Here is a 6,179-nt window from a genome sequence, read left to right as displayed (position 1 = left end):
CCGTCTGCAGGCCGGGGCAGGCCGGACGGGATTCTTGGTGCGCGACGGATCAAACCATCGCGACGAATTGTCTCTTCAAAGCAGCGTCAGTTGCACCTGGTCTTTCCCGGCGGCAACGAACTGATCGGTCCGCAGCGTGCGCCGTTCGGCATTGAGACCAAGCCGCTTGGCTGTGATCTCGAAGCGCCGGCCGATCTGCCAGGCATAGGGACCGGCGCCCTTCATGCGCTTGCCCCATTCCGAATCGTAGTCCTTGCCGTCACGCATGGAGCGGACAAGCGACATCACATGGCGGTAACGGTCGGGATAATGGCGCAGCAGCCAGTCCTTGAAGATCGGGCTGACCTCCAGCGGCAGCCGCAGGATCACATAACCCGCCTCGCGCGCGCCGGCCGCACGTGCCGAATCGAGGATGCGTTCCATCTCCGGATCGGTCAGGCCCGGAATGATCGGCGCCACCATGACCGACGCCGGAATGCCGGCATCCGAAAGCTGCCGGATCGCTTCCAGCCGCTTGGTCGGTGTCGACGCGCGCGGCTCCATGGTGCGCGCCAGCATGCGGTCGAGCGTCGTCACCGACAGCGCCACCTTGGCGAGCCCGCGTTCGGCCATGCGCGACAGGATATCGATATCGCGCGTCACCAGGGCGGACTTTGTCACGATGCCGACCGGATGGCCGCGCGCTTCCAGCACTTCGAGGATTTCGCGCATGATCCGGTATTGCTTCTCGATCGGCTGGTAGGGGTCGGTGTTGGTGCCGATGGCGATGGTGCGCGGCTGATAGCTGTCCTTCGAAAGCTCCTTGTCGAGCAAGCGCGCCGCATCAGGTTTGGCGAACAGCTTCGATTCGAAATCCAGACCCGGCGACAGGCCCATGAACGCGTGCGTCGGGCGGGCAAAGCAATAGACGCAGCCATGCTCGCAGCCGCGATAAGGGTTGATGGAACGGTCGAAGGAAATGTCGGGCGATTCGTTGCGGGTGATGATGGTGCGCGGCTTCTCGACCTGCACTTCGGTCTTGAAGGGGGGCAGTTCTTCCAGCGAATTCCAGCCATCGTCGAACACGTGCCGGCTGACTGGCTCGAATCGGCCGGACGGGTTGATGCCGGCCGACCTGCCGCGGTTGCGGTCCGGGCGGACACGCATGCCGCTCTGCTCGACCATCGCATTGGCCATCTCGGCTCTTCCTGCTCCGAAAGCTGCAATGTCGGCGCGCACGATCTGTTCCATTTTCGCCCGCTCCCAGGGACTGTCCGTGTTGTGTCGAATCGCTCTGTTCATGAAATTATTCCTATTTCATCGATGAGAACAAAGCAAGAACTTTTTATGGTGCGATGCAAAACTGGCGCTGTCCGGCGCTTTCCGCTATTCGGCTAAGGATGCTCAGTGTTCTCATCGAAACCCGCAATGACGAGGAGGGCCTCGCCCGCACGCTCGCCTCGCTGATTGGCGGCGCGGTCGAAGGCGTGGTGCGTGAAGTCATCGTCTGCGACACAGGCTCCACCGACCAGACGCATCGTGTGGCCGAGCATGCCGGCTGTCAGTACGTGACCGGCGGTGTCGCTGCCGGCATCCGCCAGGCCAAGGGGGACTGGTTGCTGCTCCTGGAACCGGGCGCGCGGTTGGTGGAGGGCTGGATCGATGAGGTTGTCGCGCATACGGCCAGGCAGACCATGGCCGCACGATTTTCGCGCACGCGGGCCAGCCGCACGCCATTCCTGGCACGGGTCTTTTCGGGAAACCGCGCCCTGGCCGACGGATTGCTGATCAGCAAGCGTCAGGCGGCGGCCGCGGCCAAGAGTGCCGGCAGTGCTGAGGCCATCGCCCGCGGCCTCGCAACGAAGCGGCTCGACGCCGAGATCTGGATGGCGCCCGCCAAGCAGGAACGCCGCTCCTCGACATGATTTTTTGCAGCTGCTCAGACCATTGTGCATTGCACAAAATCTGACGCGGGGTTAGCTTCCGTTCAAGCGGGAATTGGGTTTGGGACATGCCGAGTGGCGAGCACCGATGCGGCATCGGTGGTGCTCTCATAGCCGAGGACCCAATGAAGCTTTCAACCCCCGACACATCCGGCGCGGCCAGTCTCGAGGCTATTGCGCGCGACGGCAGTCTGTTGCGACGCATCGCGGTGCGCATTCCGACCTATCTCAAGGACCTGCGCGAAAACCCCGCCTGGCTGCCGATGTTCGTGCTGGCGCGCACAATGCCTGGACGCCGCATGCATTGGCTGGGCGCAAAACGCGCCCGCCCGGTCGCCAATGCCGGGGATACGATGTTTGCCGGTGTCGAACGGGGAGCGGTCGTCGATGCGTTGCGCTCCGACGGGCTGTTCTCAGGCCTGGTCCTGCCGCCTGATATCCATGAAGAGATCGCCGACTTCGCCGGGCGCACGCCTTGCTTCGGCAATTTCGACCGCCGTCTCGAATTCATGCCGGGGGAACATCCCGAGGCCGAGAAACGCCTTGGCCGCTCGCTGCTCAGCGGGCATTTTTTCGAGCGCATCCTCGACTGCCCGGCGGCGCTTGCCATCCAGCGCGATCCGCTGCTTCTGGATATTGCCGCGCACTATCTCGGCGGCCAGGCAAAACTGATCACGACGCGCGTCTGGTGGAGTTTTCCAACCGGTGCCGCTTCGGATGCCGACAAGAACCTCGCCTCGCTCGGCAAGTATCATTTCGACCTCGATGATTGGCGCATGCTGAAATTCTTCTTCTACCTCAAGCCGGTCGACGCCGACACCGGTCCGCATGTCTATGTCAGGGGCAGCCACAAGCGCCGCAGCCTCAAGCACCAGCTCACGCTTCTGGTTGGCCACCCCGCGCAACAGGTCCTGGATGTCTATGGCGAGCAGAGCCCGGTGACGCTGACCGGCGAGGCCGGTCTCGGTTTCGTCGAGGACCCTTTTGGCTTCCATATGGGCACCGTGCCGGCACGCACGCCGCGACTGATGATGGAAGTCGGCTTCGGCGTGTCGCCGCCGTCGCGCCGGCGGTTTCATGGCGAACCGGTCATCCGCTGAGAGCGACGCTTGCCTCGGCTTTACGGAGCTGATTTGCCGCGCCGCAAATGCTCGTCCAGGCGCGGCATGATCTCGACGAAGTTGCACGGCATATGCCGGTAGTCGAGCTGTGCCTTCAGGATGCCGTCCCACGCGTCCTTGCAGGCGCCTGGCGAACCCGGCAGCACGAAGACGAAGGTGGCGTTGACGACGCCGCCGGTCGCCCGGCTCTGAATCGTCGAGGTGCCGATCTTGTCGTAGGAGATCCGGTGGAACACTTCCGAAAAGCCATCCATGCGCTTTTCGAAGATCGGCTCCAGCGCGTCCGGCGTCACGTCACGGCCGGTGAAACCGGTGCCGCCGGTGGTGATGATGACATCGATATTCTTGTCCCGCGACCACGCCAGAACCGTGTCGCGGATTTTTTCCCGATCGTCGGTGACGATATCGCGGGCCGCCAGCATATGGCCGGCCTCGGTGATGCGGTCGGCCAGCGTCTGGCCGGATTTGTCGTCGGCGAGGCTGCGCGTATCTGAAACGGTCAGCACCGCGATGCGCACGGGAATGAAGGAGCGGCTCTCGTCAATTCTGGCCATCCGATCCCTCCGATGCGATGCTGCGCGTCGCCGCGACGAACCAGTCGGGCTGGCGGCCGCGGATTTCGGCGGCGGCGCGCTTGGCGACATTGCCGGTCTCGAACAGGCCGAAGCAGGTGGCGCCAGACCCGGACATCCGTGAAAAACCCGATCCGGCCTTGTTCAGCCAGGAAAGCGCCCTGCCGATAGCCGGCTGCATCGCCAGCGCGGCGGGCTCGAGATCGTTGCGGGTGATCTCCAGCCAGTTGCGCAGGCTATGAAAATCGATGCTGCGCGGCAGCGGCGGCAAGGCCTCGTTGTCGCGCCGGGAAAGCGCCGCAAAGACGTCCGCCGTCGAGACCGGGGTGCCCGGATTGACCAGCACCAGGCCAAGCGCCGAAAAATCCGGCACCATCGACAGTTCATCTCCGATGCCGCGCGCGACCAGCGGCTTTGCCGCCAGGCACATCGGCACATCGGCGCCGAGCGAAATGCCGATCCGCGCCAGCTCTGCGCCGTCGATATCCAGGCCCCATGTCTCCACCAGCCCGCGCAGCACGGTCGCCGCGTCGCTCGAACCGCCGCCGACGCCGGAGGCGACCGGCAGGTTCTTTTCCAGCCGGATAGCGACCGGCGGTGTTCTCTCGTGCCCGACCGCCTGTCGCAGGGCATCGCGCGCCCTAGGCACCAGATTGCTGGCGTCGAGAGGAACGGCCGGGGCGTAGCGGCCGGACACGGTAAATTCATCAATGTCGGCGGGCGCGATTTCGATCCTGTCGCCAAACCGCGTGAACACCGCCAGGCTTTCGATCAGATGATAGCCGTCAGGTCGCCTGCCGGTGACATGCAGCGCAAGATTGATCTTGGCGTGCGCGTGCCAGCTACGCGACCCGATGTCGGTGTCCACAATGGTCTGCGAAATGGTGCTCAGTCCTTGGCCAGCCGGTACTCGCCGGTCTTCGGATCCTTGACCAAAGTGCCCATCGCGCCGTTGGCCGTCTGCTTTTCGGTACGCCGCACCTTGGCGGTCACGCGTTCGGCTTCCCTAATGAAGGTGCGGTAGCCGAAATAGGCGGCGACGCCAACGACGGCGAAGAAAATGATCTGCGGCATACCAAAACTCCTCCCACGCTGGGCCGGCGAAGGTGGCCGGTCGGGTCGGTTAAGCTCTCATGCTAGACGCTTTTGCCGGGTTTTCAAAGCTCGAAGCGAGACCACAATGCGCGCTCTTCCGCCGCATCGATCAGGCCGCTGGCGGCAGCGCCTGCGATATCGGGCGCTGAAAAGCCCTTGCTTGAGCCAAACAGGCCGAAGCGGCTGAGGAAACCGCGCGGTGTCGTGATCAGCCTGAGCTGGGTTTTCGCCCCGAAACGGGTCTTGAGCACCGTGCGCATGTCGCCGAGCGCATCGACCAGGCCGAGTTCAAGGCCCTTGATGCCGGTCCAGAACAGGCCGGTGAACAGGTCCGGGTCGTCTTTCAGTTTCGCGCCGCGCCGCTCCTTGACGAGGTCGATGAACGTGCCGTGCACCTCGAGCTGCAGCGCCTTCAGCCGCTCGACATCTTCCTTTTTCTCGGGCTTGAACGGGTCGAGCACCGCCTTGTTCTGGCCGGCGGTGTGGACGCGTCGCTCGATGCCGATCTTCTTCATCAGTTCCGGGAAGCCGAACGAAGCCGAGACCACGCCGATCGACCCGACGATGGAGGATGGGTCGGCGAAGATCTCATCACCGGCAACCGCGATCATGTAGCCACCCGACGCCGCCACGTCTTCGACGAAGACCAGTACCTTTCTGTTCTTTTCCGTGGCCAGGTCACGGATGCGCTTGAAGATCAGCCGCGACTGCACCGGCGAGCCGCCGGGCGAATTGATCGAGATGGCGACTGCCGGGGCGTCGTAGGAAAACGCCTTCTCAATGAGGCCAGCGGTGGAGGCCAGCGACAGGCTCGGCCGGAACTGGCCACCGCCTGCCATGATGGTGCCGTGCAGCCGGATGACCGGAATGGTGACGACGGTGGAGCGCCAGGATTTCGGCAGCAGGCGGTTGATAAGGCGTTTCACGAGGGCGCGGTCTCCGGTCGATAGGTTGCAGGCATGTAGGGATTTCCCGGCCAACGGCAATGTGGCCAGGCAGAATAGCTCAATCTCCGAACAGCGAGGCGAGGCCGTTGGTAATCATTTCGCTGCGCTCGTCAGGGCCGTTGCCTGATTGCGCGTGCAGCATCAGGGGCGGGCGGATGGCAAGCTTTCCCCGTGCCCCGAGCGCTGCCCGCACAACGATGCGGATTGCCGCGGCGTCTGGGCGAGGGTGGACGGCGAGCATTTCGGCATCGCCGAAGCGCCCTGCGATCGCATCGAGAATGGCGCCGAGCTGTTCGGGGCGGGCGATGACGGCAAGCCCGCCGCGCGGCCTGACCACCGCCGCCGCACTGCGGATCCAGCTCTCGAACACCCCGTCCTCCATGACATGGGCCTCTTTTCTGAGGCGATCGGGGGAGGCGCGGTCCCGGGGAGCGTTGAAGGGCGGGTTCATGATGACGAAGTCGAAATCATTGTCGGCGAGGCCGGCGGCCGCCCGCGCCCGGCCCGATACGGTGACATCGG

7 protein-coding genes and 1 pseudogene are annotated in these 6,179 nt (G+C 64.2%); 2 read left to right on the top strand and 6 right to left on the bottom strand.

Annotated features, from left to right (window positions below):
• Positions 1 to 75: 75 nt before the first annotated feature.
• A complete protein-coding gene (locus tag EN949_RS31895) occupies positions 76 to 1,230 on the bottom strand; it encodes a PA0069 family radical SAM protein (protein ID WP_023808673.1) in 1,155 nt (384 codons plus the stop codon).
• 149 nt (positions 1,231 to 1,379) lie between these two features.
• On the opposite strand from EN949_RS31895, the gene EN949_RS31890 reads away from it, so the two are divergent.
• Complete coding sequence (locus EN949_RS31890; RefSeq protein WP_013532838.1) at positions 1,380 to 1,904, top strand: glycosyltransferase; 525 nt, start codon at positions 1,380 to 1,382, stop codon at positions 1,902 to 1,904.
• Positions 1,905 to 2,047: 143 nt separating this feature from the next.
• Positions 2,048 to 3,022 carry a hypothetical protein gene (locus EN949_RS31885; protein ID WP_127367196.1) on the top strand — a complete coding sequence of 325 codons (975 nt, stop codon included), beginning with the start codon at positions 2,048 to 2,050 and terminating at the stop codon, positions 3,020 to 3,022.
• A 20-nt stretch (positions 3,023 to 3,042) separates the two neighbouring features.
• Here EN949_RS31885 and moaB read toward each other — a convergent pair whose 3' ends face one another.
• The 5 genes and pseudogenes from moaB to EN949_RS31860 all read right to left on the bottom strand — a co-directional run.
• Positions 3,043 to 3,597, bottom strand: a complete 555-nt coding sequence (gene moaB / locus EN949_RS31880) for a molybdenum cofactor biosynthesis protein B (protein ID WP_127367197.1) — start codon at positions 3,595 to 3,597, stop codon at positions 3,043 to 3,045.
• Entirely contained in the window at positions 3,584 to 4,483 is a 900-nt protein-coding gene (locus EN949_RS31875) for a 4-(cytidine 5'-diphospho)-2-C-methyl-D-erythritol kinase (protein WP_127371055.1), read from the bottom strand. The genes moaB and EN949_RS31875 overlap by 14 nt, the downstream gene beginning before the upstream one ends.
• Before the next feature lie 20 nt (positions 4,484 to 4,503).
• Entirely contained in the window at positions 4,504 to 4,689 is a 186-nt protein-coding gene (locus tag EN949_RS31870) for a membrane protein (RefSeq protein WP_013532834.1), read from the bottom strand.
• 83 nt (positions 4,690 to 4,772) lie between these two features.
• Positions 4,773 to 5,636 (bottom strand): S49 family peptidase, encoded by an 864-nt coding sequence (locus tag EN949_RS31865; RefSeq protein ID WP_063171637.1) that lies wholly within the window; start codon positions 5,634 to 5,636, stop codon positions 4,773 to 4,775.
• Between the two features lie 79 nt (positions 5,637 to 5,715).
• Positions 5,716 to 6,179, bottom strand: a pseudogene (locus tag EN949_RS31860) (methyltransferase); the annotation flags it as partial.

Origin of the sequence: Mesorhizobium sp. M7A.F.Ca.US.007.01.2.1, from assembly GCF_003998165.1 — a bacterium.
Classification (GTDB): domain Bacteria; phylum Pseudomonadota; class Alphaproteobacteria; order Rhizobiales; family Rhizobiaceae; genus Mesorhizobium; species Mesorhizobium ciceri.
This window is presented reverse-complemented; position numbering and strand designations above follow the sequence as displayed.